The organism is Vibrio sp. 10N.286.52.F8 (genome assembly GCF_041468745.1).
In the GTDB taxonomy this organism is placed as follows: Bacteria; Pseudomonadota; Gammaproteobacteria; order Enterobacterales; family Vibrionaceae; genus Vibrio; species Vibrio crassostreae_C.
Window position 1 is genome coordinate 1 of sequence record NZ_JBFRJF010000054.1, and the last position, 21,160, is coordinate 21,160.

The 21,160-nt window shown below is 43.7% G+C and carries 16 protein-coding genes and 1 other annotated feature; of the genes, 9 read left to right on the forward strand and 7 right to left on the reverse strand.

Translation table 11 applies throughout. From position 1 onward, the window contains the following. Positions 1–340 precede the first annotated feature (340 nt). From clpB to rluD, 3 genes are all read right to left on the reverse strand, one after another. The gene (clpB, locus tag AB4133_RS21270) at positions 341–2,914 is read right to left on the reverse strand and encodes an ATP-dependent chaperone ClpB (protein WP_372225667.1); all 2,574 of its coding nucleotides are present in this window, start codon (positions 2,912–2,914) and stop codon (positions 341–343) included. Positions 2,915–3,056: 142 nt separating this feature from the next. Further along, positions 3,057–3,797, reverse strand: coding sequence for a peptidoglycan editing factor PgeF (gene pgeF / locus AB4133_RS21275; protein WP_372225670.1), 741 nt, complete (start codon positions 3,795–3,797; stop codon positions 3,057–3,059). Between the two features lie 2 nt (positions 3,798–3,799). Further along, positions 3,800–4,774, reverse strand: a complete 975-nt coding sequence (gene rluD / locus AB4133_RS21280) for a 23S rRNA pseudouridine(1911/1915/1917) synthase RluD (RefSeq protein WP_017059364.1) — start codon at positions 4,772–4,774, stop codon at positions 3,800–3,802. A 137-nt stretch (positions 4,775–4,911) separates the two neighbouring features. Between rluD and AB4133_RS21285 the strand changes: the two genes are divergently transcribed. From AB4133_RS21285 to yjjX, 6 genes are all read left to right on the forward strand, one after another. Next, positions 4,912–5,640 carry an outer membrane protein assembly factor BamD gene (locus AB4133_RS21285; RefSeq protein ID WP_017059363.1) on the forward strand — a complete coding sequence of 243 codons (729 nt, stop codon included), beginning with the start codon at positions 4,912–4,914 and terminating at the stop codon, positions 5,638–5,640. A 140-nt stretch (positions 5,641–5,780) separates the two neighbouring features. Next, the gene (locus tag AB4133_RS21290) at positions 5,781–7,205 is read left to right on the forward strand and encodes a lytic transglycosylase F (RefSeq protein ID WP_346393666.1); all 1,425 of its coding nucleotides are present in this window, start codon (positions 5,781–5,783) and stop codon (positions 7,203–7,205) included. Between the two features lie 424 nt (positions 7,206–7,629). Beyond that, on the forward strand, positions 7,630–7,965 hold the full coding sequence (gene hpf / locus AB4133_RS21295) for a ribosome hibernation-promoting factor, HPF/YfiA family (RefSeq protein WP_004735034.1): 336 nt from the start codon (positions 7,630–7,632) through the stop codon (positions 7,963–7,965). Between the two features lie 110 nt (positions 7,966–8,075). Next, positions 8,076–8,197, forward strand: a sequence feature (Phe leader region). 12 nt (positions 8,198–8,209) lie between these two features. Further along, on the forward strand, positions 8,210–9,385 hold the full coding sequence (gene pheA, locus AB4133_RS21300) for a prephenate dehydratase (RefSeq protein ID WP_017059361.1): 1,176 nt from the start codon (positions 8,210–8,212) through the stop codon (positions 9,383–9,385). 333 nt (positions 9,386–9,718) lie between these two features. Further along, entirely contained in the window at positions 9,719–12,097 is a 2,379-nt protein-coding gene (locus tag AB4133_RS21305) for a bifunctional diguanylate cyclase/phosphodiesterase (protein WP_017062854.1), read from the forward strand. Continuing rightward, positions 12,060–12,581, forward strand: a complete 522-nt coding sequence (yjjX, locus tag AB4133_RS21310) for an inosine/xanthosine triphosphatase (RefSeq protein ID WP_017062855.1) — start codon at positions 12,060–12,062, stop codon at positions 12,579–12,581. The genes AB4133_RS21305 and yjjX overlap by 38 nt, the downstream gene beginning before the upstream one ends. Before the next feature lie 128 nt (positions 12,582–12,709). Here the strand turns inward: yjjX and trpR are convergent, their stop codons facing one another. Both trpR and sltY read right to left on the reverse strand, forming a co-directional pair. Then, a complete protein-coding gene (trpR, locus tag AB4133_RS21315; protein WP_017059358.1) occupies positions 12,710–13,003 on the reverse strand; it encodes a trp operon repressor in 294 nt (97 codons plus the stop codon). 172 nt (positions 13,004–13,175) lie between these two features. After that, positions 13,176–15,125 (reverse strand): murein transglycosylase, encoded by a 1,950-nt coding sequence (sltY, locus tag AB4133_RS21320; RefSeq protein WP_102321444.1) that lies wholly within the window; start codon positions 15,123–15,125, stop codon positions 13,176–13,178. Between the two features lie 263 nt (positions 15,126–15,388). Between sltY and ettA the strand changes: the two genes are divergently transcribed. From ettA to AB4133_RS21335, 3 genes are all read left to right on the forward strand, one after another. Continuing rightward, positions 15,389–17,056 carry an energy-dependent translational throttle protein EttA gene (ettA, locus tag AB4133_RS21325; protein WP_372225674.1) on the forward strand — a complete coding sequence of 556 codons (1,668 nt, stop codon included), beginning with the start codon at positions 15,389–15,391 and terminating at the stop codon, positions 17,054–17,056. A gap of 90 nt (positions 17,057–17,146) precedes the next feature. Next, positions 17,147–17,515, forward strand: a complete 369-nt coding sequence (locus tag AB4133_RS21330) for a PilZ domain-containing protein (protein ID WP_372225677.1) — start codon at positions 17,147–17,149, stop codon at positions 17,513–17,515. Between the two features lie 49 nt (positions 17,516–17,564). Continuing rightward, positions 17,565–18,575 (forward strand): M23 family metallopeptidase, encoded by a 1,011-nt coding sequence (locus tag AB4133_RS21335; protein ID WP_372225679.1) that lies wholly within the window; start codon positions 17,565–17,567, stop codon positions 18,573–18,575. Between the two features lie 161 nt (positions 18,576–18,736). Here the strand turns inward: AB4133_RS21335 and tyrA are convergent, their stop codons facing one another. Beyond that, positions 18,737–19,864, reverse strand: coding sequence for a bifunctional chorismate mutase/prephenate dehydrogenase (gene tyrA / locus AB4133_RS21340; RefSeq protein ID WP_372225681.1), 1,128 nt, complete (start codon positions 19,862–19,864; stop codon positions 18,737–18,739). A gap of 117 nt (positions 19,865–19,981) precedes the next feature. After that, the gene (locus AB4133_RS21345) at positions 19,982–21,055 is read right to left on the reverse strand and encodes a 3-deoxy-7-phosphoheptulonate synthase (protein ID WP_017059354.1); all 1,074 of its coding nucleotides are present in this window, start codon (positions 21,053–21,055) and stop codon (positions 19,982–19,984) included. Positions 21,056–21,160 lie beyond the last annotated feature (105 nt).

Here is a 21,160-nt window from a genome sequence, read left to right on the forward strand (position 1 = left end):
TAAATTGTTAAAGAGCTTTACTTGTTGAGCCTTCCTTTTAGTAAGGAGCCTCTCGAAGTGGACGGCCATTCTAGCGGATTAGATTCCAGTGTCAAACACTTTTTCCAGCTAATTTTTCAAAGCATCTTAAATGCTTATCACCGTCTTGTTACTCAGTTCAAACCGCTTGGTTATCCTTGGCAACGGAAGCGCATTATAGAGAGAATAATCCTTTGTACAAGGCTAAAAACGAAAAAAAGCCGCCACCGGCGACCGTTCGAACACTATTCACACAAAGCGTTTAAAATAGGTACGATTAAGCCCTAATTTCGGCCAATCGTACCTACCGTTCTTACTTCAACTACTGGTGAGCAATAATGCGGTCGTTGTTTACTAATAGTTGTACTTTTTTATCTGGATTAATTTTTCCTGCCAATATTGCTTTCGCTAAAGGGTTCTCGACACTTTGTTGAATCGCTCTTTTCAAAGGTCGTGCACCATATACTGGATCAAAACCAACTTGAGAAATTAACTTGAGTGCTTTATCCGAAACTTCAAGCTCATAACCATTGTCTTCCATTCTCTTCTTAAGGTGCTCAAGCTGAATAGCGGCTATCGACTGAATGTGCTCTTGACCCAATGGATGGAACACCACGCTTTCATCAACTCGGTTCAAAAACTCAGGACGGAAATGTTTACCTACCACTTCCATCACTTCATTCTTTATTCCTTGGTAGTCGAGCGTATTGAAGTTCTCTTGAATTCTCGAAGAGCCAAGGTTGGATGTCATGATCACTACCGTGTTTCTAAAATCGACTGTACGACCTTGTCCATCAGTTAAGCGTCCATCATCAAGCACCTGCAATAAGATATTGAAAACATCAGGATGCGCTTTCTCTACTTCATCTAGCAAAATCACTGAATAAGGCTTGCGACGCACTGCTTCTGTTAAGTAACCACCTTCTTCATATCCAACGTAACCCGGAGGAGCACCAACCAAACGAGCAACAGAGTGTTTCTCCATAAACTCAGACATGTCGATACGCACCATTGCATCGTCACTATCAAACATGAAGTTCGCGAGTGTTTTACACAACTCCGTTTTACCAACGCCAGTTGGACCAAGGAATAAGAAAGATCCAATCGGCTTGTTTGGATCAGATAAACCTGCACGGCTACGACGAATCGCATTCGATACCACTTCGACTGCTTCCGCTTGGCCAATAACTCGCTTATGTAGAACACCTTCCATGTTAAGAAGCTTCTCTTTCTCGGCTTCTAGCATTTTAGAAACAGGTATGCCTGTTTGCTTCGATAGCACGTCTGCAATTTCTGCATCAGTGACCTTATTACGCAGCAGCGTCATTTCTTGCATTTCAGCTTGAGTCGCAAGATCTAACTGCTTCTCTAATTCTGGGATTCGACCGTATTGCAATTCAGACATTCGGTTAAGATCACCAGCACGTCTCGCAAAATCCATATCCATACGAGCTTGTTCTAGCTCTGACTTGATGTGTTGCGTGCCAGAAAGCGCGGCTTTCTCTGCATTCCACACTTCTTCAAGCTCTGCGAAATCTCGTTCTTTGTCAGAAAGCTCTTCTTGTAATGTTCGAAGGCGTTTTTCACTGGCTTCATCATTTTCATTGGTAAGAGCTTGCTGCTCGATCTTCAATTGAATGATTTTACGCTCGAGCTTATCTAGCGACTCAGGTTTTGAGTCGATCTGCATACGGATACTCGAAGCCGCTTCATCAATCAGATCAATCGCTTTATCCGGCAGTTGACGATCAGAAACGTATCGATGAGATAGTGTTGCTGCAGCCACGATTGCTGGGTCGGTAATTTCTACATGATGATGAAGTTCATAGCGCTCTTTCAAACCACGAAGAATCGCCACCGTGTCTTCAACCGTTGGTTCATCGACAAGCACTTTTTGGAAGCGGCGCTCTAACGCTGGAGCTTTCTCTATGTATTGACGGTATTCATCAAGAGTCGTTGCGCCAACACAGTGGAGTTCACCACGAGCCAACGCTGGTTTTAGCATGTTACCGGCATCCATAGAGCCTTCACCTTTACCAGCGCCGACCATAGTATGAATTTCATCGATGAAGAGAATGATATTGCCCTCTTCTTTAGACAATTCATTGAGGACTGACTTCAAACGCTCTTCAAACTCACCACGATATTTAGCGCCAGCTACCAAAGCACCCATGTCTAATGAAAGTACGCGTCGGCCTCTTAAACCTTCTGGCACTTCATTGTTAATAATGCGCTGAGCCAAACCTTCAACGATAGCTGTCTTACCAACACCAGGTTCACCGATAATGACTGGGTTGTTCTTAGTACGACGCTGAAGTACTTGGATAGTACGGCGGATTTCGTCATCTCGGCCAATTACCGGATCCAGCTTGCCTTGCTCCGCTCTTTCAGTCAGATCGATGGTGAACTTCTCTAACGCTTGGCGTCGGTCTTCGGCATTTGGGTCATCAACTTTTTGACCGCCACGAACCTGCTCGATAGCTTGAGATAATTTTTGCTCAGTAAGGCCTAGCTCTTTAAGCAGGTTACCTAAAGGGCCTTTATCTTCAATTGCGGCAAGTAGGAAGACTTCCGAAGAAATGTATGTGTCTTGACGCTTTTGTGCGACCTTGTCACATAGGTTAAACAAAGTACCCATTGCATTCGACAGTTGAACATCACCACCGATACCACTTACTTTCGGTACACGGTCTAATATTTCGCTTAGCTTTGAACGCAACTGAACCACATCAATATTCAACATGGTAAGCAATGGACGAATCGCACTACCATCTTGATTTAATAGCGACACCATTAGGTGTACAGGCTCTATATATTGGTGATCACGACCTAATGCGAGCGACTGAGCATCAGATATCGCAATTTGAAATTTACTAGTGAATCGATCGAGACGCATGCCAACCTTCCTACTCTTAGATATGTTTATCTTATGGTTAGAAGATGGATACGGTAACGCGGATTTTCAAGGGATAGGAATGAAGAATAGAGTTTATATAAAAATATAGTTGTGCTGGATGACTGGTTGCACTAGCTAGAGATTACTCTAACCAAATAAAAGTAGCCTGACGCCCGGTGAGGCCATCACGGCGATAGGAATAGAAAGCGTCTGAATCTGCGTATGTACATAGATTCGAGTCTGTCACTTGTGACACGCCCACTTTCGCGAGTCTTTGTGTTGCAAGTTGAGACATGTTCGCTAGCCATTTTCCTGGTTCAGCTTTGGCTTCAAATGCGAGCTTAGCTTGAGAGTCAAAACTAACGAAAGCTTCCAACACATCATCGCCTACTTCAAAAGCTTGTTTGCCTATTGCAGGACCAAGCCAAGCAATGATCTTATTCTCTGAACCTAAGTTTGAAAACTTTGCGACGGCATTTTCAAGAATGCCACCAGCAAGACCACGCCAACCAGCATGAACAGCTGCGACTTGAGTGCCTTTGGTATCAGTAAGAATGACTGGCAAGCAATCGGCTGTCATTGCAGAACAGACAACACCGGTAGCCGTGGTAAATGCCCCATCAGCATCGAGAATATCCGTCGTCGGTTCTAAAACCGTAACGACATCTGTTGAGTGAGTTTGGTTTAACCAGACAGGTGAAGTTGGCATATTCGCTTGTTGCTTAAGCCATGCGCGGTTACTTTCAACAAGTGAAGTATCATCCCCAACATGCGTACCTAGGTTTAATCCTTGATACGCACCAGTAGAAAAACCATCAAAACGTGTCGAAGCAAATGCTTTCACGTTTTTTGGTGCATTCCAGTTAGGGATGATCATCGACATGATTAAATGTCGTCTTCCAAGTTTTCGCGCGCATCAACACGTAACGCTTCAGCCATCACGACCATGTCATTTGGCACAGGAGCGTGGAACTCAACTTCTTCACCTGTAATTGGGTGAACAAATTTAAGCATAACAGCGTGTAGCGCTTGGCGATCAAAAGAACGAATCATGGTCGTTAGTTCTTCAGATGCACCTTTTGGAATACGAGCACGGCCACCGTATGCAACGTCACCTAGCAGCGGGTGCTGAAGGTATGACATGTGAACACGGATTTGGTGAGTACGACCCGTTTCTAGGCGTAGACGAATACGAGTATGCTCGCGGAAGTGCTCAGCAACACGGTAGTGAGTTACCGCTGGTTTCCCTAATTCATTTACGTCCATTAGAGTACGCTTAGTTGCGTGACGGCTAATGCCTTTTTCTACCACACCACCAGCGGTCATTTTGCCAATTGCAATTGCTTCATATTCACGAGTAATACGACGCTTAGCAAGAGCACGCACAAGACGAGTTTGAGCTGGAACCGTTTTAGCCACAACCATAAGACCTGTTGTGTCTTTATCAAGACGGTGCACAATACCTGCACGAGGCACTTCTGCAATCTGTGGGTAATGGAAAAGCAATGCGTTTAGTATGGTTCCATCCGGTGTGCCTGCGCCTGGGTGTACAACCAGATCGCGAGGCTTATTGATAACCAATAAGTCATCATCTTCGTAGACAATGTTTAGAGGAATATCTTGTGCTTCCCAGCGCTCTTCATCTGCAAGTTCAGCTTGCAAGATGATCTCTTCACCGCCCAAAACCTTAACACGCGGCTTTGTAATAACTTCGCCATCCACTTGGATTTTGCCGTCAAGAAGCCACTCTTTAATGCGAGAGCGAGAAAAATCGGTAAATAGTTCAGCGACAGCTTGGTCTAAACGTTGACCTAACTGGCTGCTTTTTACTGTGTCTGTTAATGTGATCTGCTGAGCCATATCGAACTTTTTTAAAAACCGTGAGACTAATACCCATTAGTATGGATAAAATAGAATAATTGCATCATTGTATCTGTTACTGGTTAGAAAGTAACGGAAGCTTACGAAATATTTAATTCAAGGAATCGACGCCTGACATGAAACACCTTACTTTATCGGGTCTATTAGCCGTATCACTCTTGGTTGGTTGTTCAAGTAGTGAAGAGATAGTGCCAGATGTACCACCATCGGTTCTCTACTCTGACGCTCAAGAATCACTGCAGAGCGGTAGCTGGCTTTCAGCAATAGAAAAGCTAGAAGCCCTAGACTCACGTTACCCATTCGGCGCCTATTCTGAGCAAGTACAGCTCGATCTGATTTACGCTTACTACAAAAATGATGACTTGGCACTTGGCCTCGCTACCATTTCACGTTTCCTACGTTTGAACCCAACGCATGAGAAACAAGACTGGGTTCTTTACATGCGCGGCTTAACGCACATGGCGCAAGACCGAAACTTCATGCACGATATTTTTAATATCGACCGTAGTGACCGAGATCCTGAACCAGTGAAACTTGCGTTTGCTGACTTCAAGCGACTACTCGAACGTTTCCCTAGTAGCCCTTATGCTGAAGATGCACAAAAACGCATGTTCGCACTTAAGAACCGCCTAGCAGAGTATGACTTAGCAACCGCTGATTTCTACCTACGCCGCGAAGCTTGGATTGCTGCGATCAACAGAACGCAAGAGCTGCAAAAAACTTACCCAGACACCATTGCTGCGCGTAAGTCTTTAGATATCCAGCTAAAAGCTTATCAACAACTCGGCCTAGATGACGCTGTGTTAAGAACAGAAAAGTTGATTGAGTTAAACCCACTACCTTAATCAAACCTCTTACATCTCAATCCTAAAAGCGCGCTAATTTACTAGCGCGCTTTTTTTCATCTACATATCGCAAACTTGATGGATCGCATAATACACGGTATCTTCAAAAGATAACTTTTAACAAAACATCAACATGGAGTGTGGATGTGAGTAGGTTGTTATTATTTATCTGGATATCGCTATTTAGCCACTTATCCTACGCATTAGAACTGTCTCCATTAAGCAATAAGCCTTACATGGGTGACTTGGATGTGCTCAAAACCAAAGGAACGGTTAGAGTGCTAGTGTCTGCCGATCTTGGTTTCTATTACATCGAGGATGGCAAGCCAAAAGGCATCGTGGCAGAAATGCTCTACCACTTTGAGAAAAGCCTTCGTAAGAAACATCCCTATCTCAATGTTCAAATCATCCCCGTGCAACGAGATGATCTACTTCCCTCTTTAGAGTCTGGCTATGGTGATGTCGCTGTCGCTAACCTAACGATCACCGATAAACGATTACGAACCATCGATTTTTCGGATCCGATGATTAAAGATGGTAAAGAACTCATTATCACAGGGAAAAAGGCCGAACCTATCACCGAAATCAAGCAATTGAGTGGCAAAGAGGTGTGGATACGAGCAAGCTCGAGTTACTTCGAGAGTGTACAAAGAGTTAATAAGGAGCTTAACGAGCTAGGTTTACCACCACTGCATGTCCACTTTATCGAGGAGTCATTACAAGACTACGAGCTGATAGAACTGGTTAACCAAGGTTATATACAAGGCACAATTCTGGATAACCATAAAGCCAAGCTCTGGATCGATGTAATGGAAAACATTCAAGTCCATAACGACTTACCTTTACGAGAAAATGGTCGTATTGCTTGGGCTTTAAGAAAAGACAGCCCTCAACTGAAGAAAGAGATAAACAAATACGTCAAGACCGCACGAACAGGCACCCTGCTTGGGAATGTCATCTACCAGAAATACATCGACAATACTCGCTGGTTAGGCCGAGCACTCAACCCCAATAAAGTAGACCGAGTAGCTAAACTCTCAGATGTCTTTGAAAAGTATTCGAGCAAGTATGAATTTGATCCTTTGATGATGTCAGCTCAAGGTTTCCAAGAATCAGGACTGGATCAGAGCCGGATTTCTCATCGCGGGGCTATTGGTGTGATGCAGGTATTACCGAGTACCGCCAAAGATAAAAACGTCAACATCAAGAACATCCATAAGGTGGATAACAACATCCATGCGGGTGTGAAGTATATGCGCTTTATCAAAGACCGGTATTTTGACGACCCGGCAATATCACCCGACAATCAAATCTACTTTACCTTGGCTTCTTACAACGCTGGTCCTGCTAAGATCAGAAAGATGAGGAGCATTGCCAAGCAGAAAGGTTACAACCCAAACATCTGGTTTAAAAACGTAGAAATCATCACTCGCAAATACGTGAGTAAAGAACCCGTAACCTATGTTGCCAACATCAATCGTTACTTCGTAATCTATAAACAATTACAAGCTATCAATGCTATCCGAGAGGACGGCACAGCGAGATTACTGAACACTAACGACTAGGATCGCCTCCATCGCAGAGCTGGGGAGCCAAAGGTATTAGGTAAAGCTAAAAAACACAAAAGCCGCATAAGAATACTTATGCGGCTTTTGTTTATCTAATTCTGAAGAAGCTTATGTAGCGACCTATATTACAAGACCTATATCACAAAACACTATTGAGTAAATTTCAATCAAGCACTTTCCATAGGCTGTAGGACGCCCCTAAAAACTGATTTAATTTTTAGCGAAGCCTTGCCTCCAAGTTATCGTTTTTCATAAGGATAACAAGCATTTTTCGCCAAAAAGATACTAAGACTTGCGTAAGATCACATTTGATTTTAATGCTTATCCCACCCAACCAAAACAAGATCTAGATCACATTCTTTATTCCTAAAAGTCGTAATCTGAAGTTAACCCATGAGGGATACAACAGAGGAAAACTTCTATGAAAATGAACATCACTGGTAAAAACATCGACATTACCTCTGCAATCCGTGATCACATAGAAAGCAAATTTAAAAAGCTAGATAAATGGCAAGTAGACATCATTGGCTGCCAAGCGAGCTTTAGCGAAGAACCAAACAAGAAGAAGAAATTTGAAGCGGTACTAACCGTACCAAAAGGCCAACTTGTTGCTTCATCAATCCATGACGACCTCTACGTAGCGATCAACGAAGTAGAACAAAAACTAGAGCGTCAACTCAACAAGCTACGCCATAAACCAGAAGCGCGCCGCGCTGAAAAGCCTGAAATCGAAGAGCTAGAAGCTGAAGTAGAATAAGGAAAGAGAACAGATTAAAAAATAGCGCCTCAGGGCGCTATTTTTTTGCTTGACGCTCGTAGCTCGCTTGCTTATTGTGTTTAAACATTCATAAAACAATCACTTTTTATGCACACTCAATCTTTGTTTATTTTTGACTTCTTTTTTCTTCCGTAAATCGGAGGCTAAGTCGTTTTAGAAAAACAAGTCAAAAACGAACAAGAAGCCTCCCACACTAGGGAGGCTTTTTTATAAGGACACATTTATGACTGACCGCTCAATTTCACTGGATGATATCCGCCTTCGTCTTAATGATTTAGACGACGAACTCCTGAAGTTACTTTCAGAGCGTCGCAAGCTAAGTATCGAAGTCGCTAAAAGCAAAGTAGAGACATCAAAACCAGTTCGTGATGCAGTACGAGAACAACAACTATTAGTTAAGCTGATCAACAACGGCAAAGATAAATACGAACTTGATGCGCAGTACATTACCAAGCTGTTTCACACCATCATCGAAGATTCCGTTTTACTACAACAGTCATACTTACAAAACCTAGCGAACCCGCAAAGCCGTAAACCATTGGCTCGCGTTGCATTCTTAGGTTCTAAGGGATCGTATTCTCACCTTGCGAGCCGCGAATACTTCAGCCGCAAGAATATGGAATTGATTGAGCTGAACTGTAATCACTTCAAAGAAGTCGCATCAACAGTAGAGTCTGGCCATGCCGACTACGGTGTCCTGCCGATTGAGAACACCAGTTCAGGGTCAATTAACGAGGTCTACGACCTGTTACAGCATACGACTCTATACATTGTTGGCGAACTTTCTCAACCGATTGAGCACTGCCTTGTTGCTAAAAGTGATATCCGTTTAGAAGACATCAAAACACTCTACTCGCACCCACAACCTCATCAACAATGCAGTGAGTTCTTGAGCCGCCTTAAGGGTGTCAACCTTGAGTCTTGCGCAAGCACCGCTGATGCAATGAAAAAAGTTAAAGAATTGGGTGGTAATGACGTAGCTGCTATTGGTAATGCATCGAGCGGTAAGCTTTATGGACTACAGCCAATCCAGAGCAATATTGCAAACCAAACAGAGAACCACACTCGTTTCATCGTTGTGGCGCGTAAGCCTGTTGAAGTATCGACTCAAATACCAGCGAAAACAACGCTCATCATGTCGACATCTCAAGAGGCGGGTTCTTTGGTAGAAACACTACTGATCCTGCAACGCTTAGGCATCAACATGACTAAGCTAGAATCTCGTCCTATCATGGGTAACCCTTGGGAAGAGATGTTCTATGTCGATTTAGAGGCGCATCTGGATTCAGATAATATGCAACAAGCGATAACGGAACTAACAGCCATTACTCGCCACCTTAAGGTGTTGGGTTGCTACCCAAGTGAGAACATCAAAGCGACTCAAGTTAAGTTGTCATAGCTGAAAGTGAGTATCAGCTTTTAGCTAACATAAGTATTTGGCCTACAGCAGGCCAAATACTTAAATCACCCTCTAGTCGAGTACTATTCTCGCTAAGAAAACTCACCCTAGCATGCCTGAAACACAATTCACTTGTTTCGCACATTCGGCACGCTTACTCTCTCCACTACTTGAGCCTTTCTAACAAAAACTCATTAGTGGCTTTTTTTATCAATAAAGACAAAACCTTACCCCCTTCACAGGAAATCATCGAACTACGTATAATTAATAGCGAGTAAGCATTAAGTAACATAAACTTATGCGCTTAATTTATAAATAGTGTTGTCATTAACTATGAAGCTAAGTACTAAAATCTTACTACTAATAGCCCCTGTGATACTGATCAGTACCGCGGCTTCTAGCTATATTATTTATTCGACGCAAAAAAGCAGTTTCATCAAACGCGAAGACAACGCACTTCAACTGAACATGGAAAAACTAGCCGGATACTTTCGCCAATCTCGTTCGTTCCTCAATAGCTACTCTTACACCTTGACCCAGAGTGATATGGTGAAGCGTTATTTTCTCACTGATCAAAATCTATCTCGCGATCTTGAACTGGTCAGTAATCTTCGAGAAGCCATTCATTTCCTGCAAGATGACGATGAAAGCTATACAGGTTTAGCGCTTCTTAATGGTGATCGAAAACTGCGTTATTACGCGGATAATAGCAATGACTCACGCACTCAGATTGACAGTAAGATATTGGAGTATGTTGACCTGCACTATCAAGACACCTTAGCAACATCGAGTACCAACTATATTCAAAACTCCCAAGGCGAAGGGATGTTGGTTCACTATGACAAGGTAGATAGAAAAGCGATTTTCCCAACCGTTAACAATCAACCCGACGATGTGTTCTTTGTTGTTGTCTCTGTCTCTCTCGACAAATTTAATGCGCTGAGAAAACAGATAGAGTTCGACTACCAAACCAGTTTATTCTTCACATCCATAGCGGTTTCTTTGGAAAATGATGTCACCCACTCAGTCAAGCTTGCTCCAGAACTGTACGCCACGGTCGATCCGGCGCAATTCCTATTAGAAAACAAGCTCGATTCAATTTGGAACAAGCTGAGTTTGTCGTTTGCCCTGTCTGCGTTTGTGACTGTCGCTCTTCTACTCATGCTTCTGTCTCGCACTGTGATTACTCCAATAACGCGGCTCGATCGACAGCTACAGCAAGTCGAAAAAAAACAACGTAAGAACATCGAACGCTTGGGCACTCGTGATGAGCTTGGCCGCCTATCACAGCGTTTTTATGACATGTACCAAGAGTTAGATAACACCTACCAACAGACCAAGCTCTTGGCCGAAAATGATCAGTTAACCCAAATAGCCAATAGGCATCAGTTTCAAACCTTCGTTCAGCAATCGTTGCCAAAACCGAGTTCGAATACCGAAACCTGGGTTCTCTATTTTGACTTGGACAACTTCAAGTTTGTGAACGACAAATACGGACATCAAATCGGCGACTCGATTCTGGTTTCTTTTGCTCAGCGTATTTCAGATATTTGTCGTCATTATAAAGAGGAATTCGACGCTCATTGTATGCCAGCCCGACTTTCTGGAGACGAGTTCGTTGTCTACATTAACGCTCCTAGTCACCGAGGAAATGTCGCGCATCGATTCTCGAACGATTTGCTCACTCCACTGCAAAAAGGCTTTGTCACCGAATCAGGCAGCTTTCCGATCACGGTCAGTATTGGTATTGCGACCTACCCTAATGATGGCAACTCAATCGAGAAGCTTCTGTCCAACGCGGACACCGCGATGTACCAAGCCAAGCGTGCCGGTAAAAACCAATTTGCTGACTATTCACGGGATTTAGACAAAGCCATTCAGCGCCAAGCAGATATTGAACGTGCGCTTAGAGGTAAGAATTTTGATGATGAATTCAGGCTCGTTTACATGCCCTACATGGATTCCACCGGGACTGATGTTATTGGCGTTGAGGTGTTATTGCGTTGGAATTCAAAGCAACTTGGTTTGGTTCCACCAGATGAGTTCATTCCAATAGCCGAACAAACCGGGCTGTTTGAACATGTTGACCGCTGGGTAATACAGAATGCGTTTGCTTCATTCCATCGACTTCAGGCTCAATTTGATCACTCAATTCAATTGTCGATCAACCTATCTTCTGCTGGCATTGAAACCACTCATCTTGCGGGTTTCATTAAAGAACACGCGGAGTTAAATCGAATTCCACCAAGCCTAATCGATTTTGAAATCACTGAAACCTTTTACTCAAATTCAGAAGGTTTTCCATTGCTGAACGAACTGGCATGCATGGGCTATCGACTTGCGATTGATGATTTTGGTTCCGGTTACACCTCTATCACTCAACTGGTGCAGTATCCAACTCAGAAAATTAAATTGGATAAAGCGTTTTTGGATACCTTGATTGAGACCAATAACCAGAACATCGTAAAACCGGTTATCGGGTTGTGTCATGCTCAAGGGAAAAAGGTCACCGCCGAAGGGATTGAAACTCAAGGCATGCACCAGTGGTTACAGGATGCACAGTGCGATATGCTGCAAGGCTATTACTTTGGTAAACCCATGCCACTAGAAGAATTGAGTGACTGGTACCGACAACATCAACTCAATCTAATCGACAACAAAAAGAATCCGACACATGAAATCTGTAATCATCGCATCGCTGAACCCAGCTAAAATCAACGCCGTTAAAAGTGCGTTCTTATCTGCTTTTCCTGATACTGAATTTGATTTCCAAGGCATCAGCGTCCCTAGTGGTGTCGCCGATCAACCGATGAGCAATGATGAAACCTATCAAGGTGCCGTGAATCGAGTTCACAACGCAACTCAAGCTCAGCCTGATGCAGACTTCTATGTTGGTCTAGAAGCGGGAATAGAAACAAACGTCACCTTTGCCTGGATGGTGATCGAAACGAATGGCCAACGTGGCGAGTCTCGTTCAGCAAGTCTGATGCTGCCACCAGCCGTGCTTGAGAAACTAGAGCATGCAAACGAGTTAGGGGATGTGATGGATGAAGTGTTTGGTACCGACAATATCAAACAGAAAGGTGGTGCCATTGGCCTACTGACACATAACCAATTGTCACGCAGTTCGGTCTATCATCAAGCTTTAATTTTGGCTCTGATCCCATTTGTGAATCCTGAACACTTTCCTATTTAGTATTTGAGGCTTCCTTAAACTTCAAAAGATTCCAAGAACAATCTTCAGAAACAAAAAACGCTAACATCCAGTTAGCGTTTTTTATCGAATTCGTATTCATACTATCGCGTGATAGCTTAATTCCATTATTACTTTAGCAATAGGTCGGCGATCACGACTTTCTCTTGCTCAGATTTGGCCTTTAGCTCATTTGAGCCTCTGGTTATCGTCGCTACGCCTACGCCCAGCATTTGACTCACCTGTCGTTGAGACATATCGCCTTTCATCAGCTCACAGAAGATATTAATTCGAGCAACCAGAGCATCTCGCTCGTCTGGTGTCATCATCATAGTCAACAACAGCTCGTGCTGATCTTTTTCGACAGCCGTCTTTACCAAGTCCATCAGTTGTTGCCAATTATCATATTCAGGTTGTGATGCCATATCTCTACACTTACTTTTAAATTCTGACTTTAAAGAGTCGCTTAACGATTGAAAGCGTTTAACACTTTATACCGAAACACTTGATGCGATCCAATGTAAAAAGGCAGTAAGTGGAAATGGTTCGCACTCACTGCCTTTATTCTTACTCAGTTTCGGGCCAAATGCCGAAGGCTTAGTATTTCGTTTTTGCCTCATGGGGCGCTAAAAACGTCCCTTTCTCACCCAAGATATCTCGATAGTAGGTCTCAAACATCAAGATATTCTGAACGTAGCCACGTGTCTCTTTGAATGGGATCATTTCGATAAATGCAAAGGCATCGAGCTTTTCATCGCTGCGTGAACGCCACTGTTTCACACGGCTAGGTCCAGCATTATAAGCCGCAAACGCAAAGATACGGTTGTCATCATATTGAGCGAGTAAACCATCTAAGTAGTGACTGCCAATCTCAATGTTTTTGCCGACATCATAAAGATCATCGCTGCCCTGATACTTAATCTTATGTTTGTTCGCTGTGTATTGCGCCGTCTTGGGCATAATTTGCATAATGCCACGCGCGCCAACTGGAGAGCGAGCTTCTGAATCCATCGCACTCTCTTGTCTTGCTAAAGACATCAAAGTGATTGGATCGAGATCGTGCTTTTCAGCGTAGAAGTTAAACCACCACTTATGAGCAACAGGGAAGCGCAGCGCAATGTTATCCCACATCTTCGCAGAGATACTCGCTGTTACGGTAAAGTGATTCCAACGCTGTGTCGCAGCGTAAGCGGCAAGCATCTCTTTTTGCTCTTTATCTGCATTGGTCAGTAACCAGCGCCATTCACTTTTCGCTGCCGCAATTTTGTCTCGGTCAATCAGTTCACCAATACGCACCAAAGAGGTGTCGAATGGCTTCACTGTTTCAGCATTGTATTTAAGTGTCGATGTTGGATATTGAACTGGCTTACCTAACTGCTTAGCCGCAGCCACACTGTAGAAATTACGCTGACCCAAGATATCTGACAGTCGCTTATTGCCTTTGTCAGTATCGCCCGTCGCGATTTCAGCTCTGCCCTGCCAATATTGCCAACGAAGCGAAGCCTGATGTTTATCATCCAAGCGCGCTATCCACTCTTTCAAACCCGTCCAATCGGCATGTTGAATTGCTAAGCGAGCACGTCGTTCCAGCAGAACTTGCTTTGATGAACTCGCGAGCATTTTGTCGCGCCACACCATTAACTCTTCAGAGTCGGTGTTGATCAGACGAAACGTTAGGTAATCAGCGAGCTCTTGAGATTTCTCTTTCGAAAACTTCTGAGCCTTGATGACATCATCAAACACCTTTTGAGCACTGCTTGATGATTTCCTTGCTAGCTTCTCGAAAGCAAACTCGGTTTGAGCTTGGTAGAATTCATTCGCTGGATGTTTTTTAGCAAACGCGAGTACATTTTCAGGCTTGTTGTACAACGCCTTCATCTGCTTCGCTTGAGCAATTGACTCATCATGATCCAATTGCTTAATCAGATAGCTCATTAACTTACCGTTACGGCCCTCGAACGCTAGCAGCATTCTATCCAGAATCAGCTCATCAGTTCTTAGCCCAGCTTGATCCCAGCTTTTAAATAAAGGGTCACAAGCGTCATCAACACCACTACCACTCAACCAAAGTTGTTTAGCTCCTTTAAAGGCAAGCTCTTGGTTACCTTGCTCGTAATGCGCTCGATAATAAATACATTGGTATTTTTCACCGACAGGCTCTTTGGTTTGAAACTCAAGGATCGTCTTCCACTGTTTTTGAGAAGCCAATGAGTCCAAATAAGGTGCGCGCATTCGATTGGAGAAAGGCAATGCCTTGTTCTCTTCAATGAAAGCATCGACCTCAGCAGGTGTGCGATCACCTAAGCCAATCAGAAAGGCCCGATAATCGGTGTAAGGTGTTAAAGGGTATGTTTGAATTTTGTTACGCAGCGCGGAGTAAGCTTTTAGATCACGGCTGTCTAAAACCTCTTGCGCTTTGTCATAAACGTCACGCTGCATTTCAAGCTCGGATGCATTGCTAGCCATAGCGACCGGAGCCAGTGAAACCGAAGACAAAATTGCCGATGCAGCCACAGCAATTTTCGTATTACCAATGCGGAAAAACATTCGCTCTTTCCTTAGTGCGTGTATGAATACGTGAAGTCTATTTACGCCCGACATCACATCAAATGTAAAGGATTTGAGTGTAAATATTATTAATATTTAACACTTCGCCTCAGAAGCCCATTAAATATAGTTTTAATGACCAATGTGACAATAATAGGTAAGGATTGGTTCAAGAGTGGCTTTTCTGTCCTAGGAGTAACATCTTTGAGGATATTGGTATAAAATAGCAGACAATTTTGAACAATAATTAGGATCGATCGGCAATGGCTGAATACGTATATACCATGTCTCGGGTGAGCAAAACTGTTCCACCTAAGCGTCAAATTCTTAAAGACATTTCTCTTAGCTTTTTTCCTGGCGCTAAAATCGGTGTTTTGGGTCTAAATGGTTCAGGTAAATCTACCCTACTACGTATCATGGCTGGTATTGATACTGATATTGATGGTGAAGCACGTGCACAACAAGGTCTTAAAGTAGGTTACCTACCGCAAGAACCTGTACTAGACGAATCAAAAACGGTTCGTGAAATCGTAGAAGAAGCGGTTTCTGACGTTGCTGACGCACTTAAGCGTATTGATGCGGTTTACGCAGCGTACGCAGAACCAGATGCAGATTTCGATGCACTTGCTAAAGAGCAAGGCGAACTAGAAGCACTGATTCAAGCAAAAGACGGTCACAACTTAGAGACTGCTCTAGAGCGTGCTGCTGATGCACTTCGTCTTCCTGAGTGGGATGCGAAAATTGAATTCCTATCAGGTGGTGAGCGTCGTCGTGTTGCTATCTGTCGTCTACTTCTTGAAAAGCCAGACATGCTGCTTCTTGATGAACCAACCAACCACTTGGATGCAGAATCAGTAGCCTGGCTTGAGCACTTCCTAGTCGATTACAGCGGTACTGTTGTGGCAATTACCCACGACCGTTACTTCCTAGACAACGCAGCTGGCTGGATTCTAGAACTTGACCGTGGTGAAGGTATCCCATGGGAAGGTAACTACACGTCTTGGCTAGAGCAAAAAGACGAGCGTCTTAAGCAAGAAAAAGCGGGCGAAAGCGCACGTCAAAAGACAATCGAGAAAGAACTTGAATGGGTTCGTCAAAACCCTAAAGGCCGTCAAGCTAAGTCTAAAGCTCGTATGGCTCGTTTTGAAGAACTGACAACTGGCCAATACCAGAAGCGTAACGAAACTAACGAACTGTTCATCCCGCCAGGTGAGCGTCTAGGTGACAAAGTTCTTGAAGTGAACAACCTGACTAAGTCGTTTGGTGATCGCGTTCTTATCGACGACCTATCGTTCAGCATGCCTAAGGGCGCAATCGTCGGTATCGTTGGTGCCAACGGTGCAGGTAAATCAACACTATTCAAGATGCTAAGCGGCGCAGAACAGCCAGATTCAGGTACAGTTGAACTAGGCGAAACCGTTAAGCTTGCTTCTGTTGATCAGTTCCGTGACAGCATGGACGACACGAAGACAGTATTCCAAGAGATCTCTGAAGGCGCTGATATCATTAAGATCAACAACTTCGAAATCCCTGCGCGTGCTTACTGTTCTCGTTTCAACTTTAAAGGCAACGACCAACAGAAGATCATCGGTGAGCTTTCTGGTGGTGAACGTAACCGTGTTCACTTAGCGAAACTGCTAAAAACGGGCGGTAACGTACTGCTACTCGATGAGCCTACCAACGACCTTGACGTTGAAACGCTACGTGCTCTTGAAGAAGCACTGCTTGAATTCCCTGGCTGTGCAATGGTTATCTCGCATGACCGTTGGTTCCTTGACCGTATTGCGACCCATATCTTAGACTACCGTGATGAAGGTCAAGTTAACTTCTACGAAGGTAACTATACTGAGTACACTGAGTGGCTTAAGCAGACTCTAGGCGCACAAGCGGCAGAACCGCACCGTATCAAGTACAAGCGTATAGCTAAGTAAATAAGCTTGTATTTTGAACAAAGGCCGCGATAATAGCGGCCTTTGATATATCTGGCTTACGTGTAATGCATCGATATAGAGAGATTACTTATGGTTGAAAGACGTCAATTTTCACGAGTTATTTATCAAGTCCCGACTGAGATCTCACAAGGACAAGTAAAGGTATCAGGCTCAGTGCAAGACTTATCACTCCATGGTTTACTCATTCAATGCAATGAATCAAAACAACTTAGCCATGATGTCTCTGTTCAAGTGAGCTTTAAACTCGAAAACAGTGATATCAATATTCAATTAGAAGCAACCATAGTCTCTACCATCAATACCTCAATGCGTTTACGCATAGAGCATTTAGATATTGATAGTATCAGCCATCTTAAGCGACTTGTTGGGCTTAATGTTGGCGACGATGACCTGCTTTATAGAGAGATTGAACACCTTACCGATTTAGGTAGTGAGTGACATCTCCATTACCCTTTTTCTATTAGAAGCATTTAGTTAATACAGAACCATGTCTAAAAAACTATCCATTACTATTCCCTCTAGTCAGGGGGAACAGACGTTTTACTTCGGCCGTAAGGCTGTGCTCATTTGCACTACTGCCATTTTTTCAGTACCGCTATTAATTGGCGGAGCGGCGTACATGCACTTCGAGAGTAAACAAGAACTCGCGCTACAAGCGGGTGATGCCCAACAGTTGATTGAAACGCTGATTGTTGAAAAAGAACAAACTGAGTTTCTTTATGCTGAGCAAGTAGAAACCAACCATTCGCTATCGCAAACACTGACCGAGAAAGAAGGCACGATTCAGCTACTTGGTAAGCGTGTATTCGATGTGGAATCTGTACTGGGTCTTGCTGATGAAGATCTGCTTACCGATGATATTTCTTTAGAAGATCGCATTGATGCGGCTGCAGTCGATTCAGCAGTAAGAGCCACAATGTTTCGCTTGATTCCAAACGACAGTCCGATGGCTTATCAACGTATCTCTTCTTCTTATGGTAGCCGCACTAACCCTATTTCAGGGAAACGCCATGTACATACTGGTATCGATTTAACGTGTAAGCGTGGTGAAGATATTGTCGCGCCCGCAGATGGAGTCATTGAAACGGTACGCCCAAGTAAAAAAGGCTTCGGCAACTTTATTACTATGCGTCACTCGTTTGGTTTCATGAGTTCTTATGCGCACCTACAGAAGTTCAAGGTACGTAGCGGTCAGTTTGTGAGTAAAGGCGATGTCATCGCGAGCTGTGGTAATTCAGGTAACTCAACCGGCCCACACTTGCATTATGAAGTACGCTTCCTTGGTCGTTCACTGAACCCTCAATACTTGATGGATTGGACACCGGAAAACTTCAACTACGTGTTCGAGAAAGAGAAAAAGGTTAAGTGGGGCCCACTGGTTCAACTGATTGATAATGTGGTTCGCTTGCAGATCAACCTGACTAACGTGCCTTACATTAGCTCGACCATCGACACCGTATCGAGTGAAGAGAGCAAAAAACCTATCACGACTAACTAGTTATTACTGGCTAACTAGTTGTTAATAGATAAGACCTGTTGGTTTAGCCTATGATGATCTAATTGCTTTTAGCCTACTCTAGGCCAAATGCTTTCATAGCGTTCAGCACAAACAAAAAGAGCGACCAGATGGTCGCTCTTTTTTATGATTTCAAATCAGTATTAACCACGATGAATCGAGTCATGTGCTTGTTTTAGAAGACTTTGGCTCTCTTGCAAGAATTGTTGTGAGTAGTCACCAAACCAATCACTCACTTGGTTGAAGCTCTCAACAAACTTAGCCTTATCTTTGCCATCTAGGATTTCTAACGCTTCTCCGAAACAGCTATGGAAGCGTCGAATCATCTCTATATTCTCATCCGAAGACAGAATGATATCACCGTACAAGTTCGGGTCTTGAGCAAATAGACGACCAACCATCGCAATCTCAAGTCGGTAGATTGGTGAGCTTAGCTTCAGAAGCTGATCAATATTCGGGTTCTCTTTACTCAGGTGTAAGCCGTAAGCAAAAGAGGTGAAGTGACGAAGTGCTTGAATCAAGGTCATGCCGTGATCGTGTTCAGCTGCATCCATCTGGCAAAGGCTCGCGCCCCAAATACCAAATTGATTCAGTAGCCATTGGTAGCTCTCAGAACCACGACCATCACTGTAAACAATCACCTGCTTAGCAAGGCTTGGAACATCAGGACCAAACATTGGGTGCAATCCAACCACTGGGCCTTGGTGCATGTTCATCATTGCTTGCAGCGGTTTAGATTTAATTGACGTCAAATCACATAGAATACAATCACTTGGTAGATGACCTAGCTTCGCAATCACACCTTCAGTTAAGTGAATTGGAACAGTCACAACCACAAGTCCTGCATTATCCAAGATTTCATCGGCTGTATCCCAATCTTGGCTGCCAAGGACTTTCACTTCGTAGCCAGACAGTTTGAACATACGACCAAACAAGCCACCAAGTTGACCATTACCACCAACGATCACCACTGAACGTAACTCTGGGTTAAGACACTTAAAGCCAGAATCTTTCTCACTGGCATAAGACTCACGCATAGTACGACGCAAAATATCTTCGATTAACTGTGGTGGAACCCCTATTTTCTCGGCTTCTTGACGACGAGATGCCAGCATCGCAGCTTCACGTTCTGGTACATAAATAGGTAAACCATGTTCACTTTTTACTTCGCCTACTTTCTCTACTAGAGCAAGGCGTTGAGCCAGTAAATCCAACATTTGTTTATCGACAGCATCGATTTGGTCGCGTAATTCGTTCAGTTCAACGGCCATTTTATTCCTTACTAATCTATAAGCCCGTGCCAATCTATCATCCCACAATCACGTAGGTTCGCTAGCAACAGATCTTAAAATGCCCCATTAGATGAGGCACTTAAATTTAAACTCTGACTAACCTTTCAAGCGGTTCTCTAAGAACGGGACTAATTCCGTATGTGCATGTTTCAATAGTGCCTCAGTTGAATCCCAATTGATACACGCGTCGGTAATAGAAACGCCGTATTTCATCTCATTGAGAGGTATATCCGAAGATTGATTTCCTTCGTTAATATGGCTTTCAATCATCAGGCCGATAATCGACTTGTTGCCTTCACGAATTTGGTGAATCACATCTTCTGCAACTAAAGGTTGGCGACGGAAATCTTTACGAGAGTTCGCGTGGCTACAGTCGACCATTAGCGCGGCCTCTAAGCCAGATTTACCTAGCTCTTGCTCACATTCGTGTACCGATACTGAATCGTAGTTCGTCTGCTTACCGCCACGTAAAATCACGTGACCATTTGGGTTACCTTGCGTTGTTAGTAGTGCAACTTGACCTTCGCGGCTGATACCCATGAAACGGTGGCTAGAAGAAGCCGCCTGCATTGCATTGATTGCAGTGCCTAGGTTGCCATCGGTACCGTTTTTAAAACCGATTGGCATTGAAAGACCACTTGCCATCTCACGGTGAGTTTGAGATTCAGTCGTACGTGCGCCAATTGCCGCCCAGCTGAAGGTATCTGCTAGGTATTGCGGGCTGATTGGATCTAATGCTTCAGTCGCCAATGGAATTTCCATCTCAGCGAGTTCAACAAGTAGCTCACGACCCACATGCAGACCATGCTCAATATCGAAAGTGCCGTCTAGATGCGGGTCATTGATCAAACCTTTCCAACCTACAGTGGTACGAGGTTTCTCAAAGTAAACACGCATAACAATATACAGTTGATCGCTAAGTTGCTCAGATAAGGCTTTAAGGCGTTTCGCGTACTCTTTCGCAGCTTCAATGTCATGGATAGAACATGGGCCACATACAACAAGCATGCGATGATCTTTCTTATGAATGATGTTTGCGATAGTTTGACGAGACTCTTGAATGAAACGACGAGCATTATCACTCAAAGGCAGTTTTGCTTTTAACTCCTCAGGAGTAATCAGTACCTGTTCGTCGATGATATTGACATTGCTTAATTCACTTTTCTGCATAACTCAACCTGTATATTTATTTTTACACCCAACATTTCCATTTGGGTTAACAATCTTTAAAAACACAATAACAGCTAAAAAAGCGATTGCAAGTGTAAACAATAA

Bases quoted from the DNA above. Each gene is read 5' to 3' on its own strand.
- pheA (WP_017059361.1), top strand. From the start codon at position 8,210: ATGACTGACCGCTCAATTTCACTGGATGATATCCGCCTTCGTCTTAAT.
- hpf (WP_004735034.1), top strand. From the start codon at position 7,630: ATGAAAATGAACATCACTGGTAAAAACATCGACATTACCTCTGCAATC.
- AB4133_RS21330 (WP_372225677.1), top strand. From the start codon at position 17,147: ATGGTTGAAAGACGTCAATTTTCACGAGTTATTTATCAAGTCCCGACT.
- AB4133_RS21285 (WP_017059363.1), top strand. From the start codon at position 4,912: ATGAAACACCTTACTTTATCGGGTCTATTAGCCGTATCACTCTTGGTT.
- AB4133_RS21305 (WP_017062854.1), top strand. From the start codon at position 9,719: ATGAAGCTAAGTACTAAAATCTTACTACTAATAGCCCCTGTGATACTG.
- AB4133_RS21335 (WP_372225679.1), top strand. From the start codon at position 17,565: ATGTCTAAAAAACTATCCATTACTATTCCCTCTAGTCAGGGGGAACAG.
- trpR (WP_017059358.1), bottom strand. From the start codon at position 13,003: ATGGCATCACAACCTGAATATGATAATTGGCAACAACTGATGGACTTG.
- tyrA (WP_372225681.1), bottom strand. From the start codon at position 19,864: ATGGCCGTTGAACTGAACGAATTACGCGACCAAATCGATGCTGTCGAT.
- pgeF (WP_372225670.1), bottom strand. From the start codon at position 3,797: ATGTCGATGATCATCCCTAACTGGAATGCACCAAAAAACGTGAAAGCA.
- yjjX (WP_017062855.1), top strand. From the start codon at position 12,060: ATGAAATCTGTAATCATCGCATCGCTGAACCCAGCTAAAATCAACGCC.
- AB4133_RS21345 (WP_017059354.1), bottom strand. From the start codon at position 21,055: ATGCAGAAAAGTGAATTAAGCAATGTCAATATCATCGACGAACAGGTA.
- clpB (WP_372225667.1), bottom strand. From the start codon at position 2,914: ATGCGTCTCGATCGATTCACTAGTAAATTTCAAATTGCGATATCTGAT.
- ettA (WP_372225674.1), top strand. From the start codon at position 15,389: ATGGCTGAATACGTATATACCATGTCTCGGGTGAGCAAAACTGTTCCA.
- sltY (WP_102321444.1), bottom strand. From the start codon at position 15,125: ATGTTTTTCCGCATTGGTAATACGAAAATTGCTGTGGCTGCATCGGCA.
- rluD (WP_017059364.1), bottom strand. From the start codon at position 4,774: ATGGCTCAGCAGATCACATTAACAGACACAGTAAAAAGCAGCCAGTTA.